Genomic DNA, 2,407 nt, shown 5'->3' on the forward strand with positions numbered 1-2,407 from the left:
GGAAGCAGGCTCTTCAGCTCGGCGATGGCACGTTCGGCGGCAGTCACGGCTCGTTCCAAGTATGCGGTCCAGGACGCGCGCGTCCTCCGCACACTTGGAACATTTTAGCGATATTGGCGCAAATGCCCCTCGGGAGTACCACTGTCGGCAGTTCAGCCCTTCGGGTGGCCCGGAGCCCTGCCCCCTTCCGAGCGCCCTTCGTCGTAGGGGGGCTGGTTCTGCTTCGGTGCGTTGGGCGGGTTCTCGTTCGGCCGTCCCGACTTCCCGGGGCCGCCGGACTCATGCGTCTCGCGGTCGCGTTCCTTCTCGGACATGGCAGGCTCCTCAGCCGAGCTTGAGTTCGTAGAGACCCTTCATCAGGTAGTCGTGCAGCGGCGCCTTCTCGGCGACGTACTCGACGTCGCCGTCGGGCACCGCGCGGGCGGCGGCGATGGCGTCGTCCCAGCGCTCGGCCGCGTAGTCGCCGCGCCCGATCAGCATCACGGCCTTCAACTCGTCGCGCTGCTCCGTCGACAGGGAGGCGATGTGGTCCTTGAGGGCCGCATAGTCGGCGTTGCCGACCGAATCGAGAATCCTCAGGCTGTCGAGGTCGGTCGGGTTGCGGTCGCGCTCGCGCGACTGGTCGCCGAGATCGACGTCGTACAGCTTGTTGACGAGACGGTCGCGAACGGCCAGGGCGCGGGCCGCCAGATCGGCGACGCGCTTGACCTCCTCCACGGACAGTTGGTCCAGCATGGAGCTTCTCCTCGTGTGTGCGGAGGGGTTCAGGCTTGGCCGCGGGCCGGCCCGCGCTTGAAGATCTTGACCGCCGTCGGGCCGGTGTCGCCCATCGACTCGACGTAATCGACCTTGTCCCCGACCTGGAGATCCTCCAGGCCGTCGTCGATGACGCTGTTGCGGTGGAAATAGAGCTGGCTTCCCTCGGAAGTCAGGATGAACCCGTGGTCCTCGGCGGGATAGAGCTGGGACACCTGCCCCGGCTCCCTGACCGCATGGGACTTCACGTCGCCGCGGAGCTGGGATTTGTAGGACTTGAGCTGGCGCTCGGCGGCGGCGAAGGCGTCCCGGATCGAGGTATGGACGTCGGGGTTCGCGTATTTCTCCTTCGCCCTCTTGGGCTGGCGGCTGACGACCAGCTCGCCGCCCGGCACGACCATCTCGATGTGGACGTCGTAGACATTGCCCGTCTGGTGCGACTGGTGCTGCGCCTCGACCGCCACGCGGCAACCGACCATGCGGTCGAACAGCCGCTCCAGCTTCTCGACCCGGCCGCGGATGTCGGCTTCCAACTCGGGCGAGGACGGGATGTTGTGAAAGGCAATATCCAACGGGGTTTGCATCTTTCGGGCACCCTTTGTACCTATGACGGTCAGTAGCCAACAGCCGCCCCCGCCGGATGTCTCGGCCCCTTCACGCCTCCGGCGTCGGTCCCGGATCGCGGCGCTCCAGGTTGTCGGCGATGCGCCCGCGCAGCACCCCGAAATCGATCCCGTGGACCGAACCGGCACCGGCGAGGTCGAGCGCGTGCACCGCCGCCGCCCCCATCGCGATGCACGGGCCCATCACCCGCACGCTCGACAGCGCGCCCACGTCGCCGTCGATGCAACGGCCGGCCGCCACGAGGTTGTCCGCCCCCGGCGGAAGCATGGACGCCAGCGGCACGTAGTGCATGTGGTCGTCGCCGAACTCCTCCCAGTGGGAGGAGGATTCGTCCTGATGCCCCTCGATCGGCCAGGAGCAGCGCGCGACCGCGTCGGGAAACCGCGTGCCGGCGCGCACCTCCTCTACGCCGAGCGAGTGTGCGCCGACGATCCAGCGGGTCTGGCGCACGCCCGGCTGGCCGTAGCTGCGCACGCGCGCACGCCCCAGCCGCTCGGGGAACTGCTCGTGCAGGAAGGCGACCAGCCGGTCCACCTGGGCGCGGCCCTCCAGCACGGCGCGCGACATCGCCACCGGGTCGAGCGGCGTCGGCAGATGGGTCATGTTGACGAGGCAGAGGTCGCGGCCCGGGAACGAGAACAGGAACCCGTCCTGCCGGGCGAGGCCGTAGTCCGCCCCCTTCTCGCGCAGCCGCGCGTGGATCTGCTCGCGCGTGCCGGCCGGCGCCTGCTCGTCGACGCCTTCCAGGGTGAACATCATCGTGCCGAAGACCGGCACCGCCGGCTCGCGCACCTCCAGCCCGGCGAGCCAGGCGAGAACGGCGTCGCCGCTGGCGTCCACGAAGCCGCGGGCGGCGACCTCGACGTCGCCGTGGCGGGTCGCGAGACGCAGCCGCGTCAGCCGGCGGCCCTCGACCGCCACCTCGCGCAGCACGGCGCCCAGCAGCGGGACGACGCCCGCGGCCGACACCGCCTGCTCCATCCAGCGCGCGAGCGCGGTCTCGTCGTAATGGACGATGATGCTGTTG

At 69.5% G+C, this 2,407-nt stretch carries 4 protein-coding genes; all 4 read right to left on the reverse strand.

The genetic code is table 11. The annotated features are described in order from the left end of the window. Positions 1-152: 152 nt before the first annotated feature. Positions 153-314 carry a hypothetical protein gene (locus VGO20_RS12045; protein WP_327502590.1) on the reverse strand — a complete coding sequence of 54 codons (162 nt, stop codon included), beginning with the start codon at positions 312-314 and terminating at the stop codon, positions 153-155. Between the two features lie 10 nt (positions 315-324). After that, positions 325-735: a DUF3775 domain-containing protein gene (locus VGO20_RS12050; RefSeq protein WP_327502591.1), complete on the reverse strand. Its 411-nt coding sequence runs from the start codon at positions 733-735 to the stop codon at positions 325-327. Between the two features lie 29 nt (positions 736-764). After that, entirely contained in the window at positions 765-1,328 is a 564-nt protein-coding gene (locus tag VGO20_RS12055) for an HPF/RaiA family ribosome-associated protein (protein ID WP_327502592.1), read from the reverse strand. 82 nt (positions 1,329-1,410) lie between these two features. After that, positions 1,411-2,407: FAD-dependent oxidoreductase (locus VGO20_RS12060; protein ID WP_327502593.1), on the reverse strand; the 997-nt coding region annotated here is incomplete at its 5' end.

The sequence above is a fragment of the Arenibaculum sp. genome (genome assembly GCF_035998295.1).
In the GTDB taxonomy this organism is placed as follows: domain Bacteria; phylum Pseudomonadota; class Alphaproteobacteria; order Azospirillales; family Azospirillaceae; genus DASYHS01.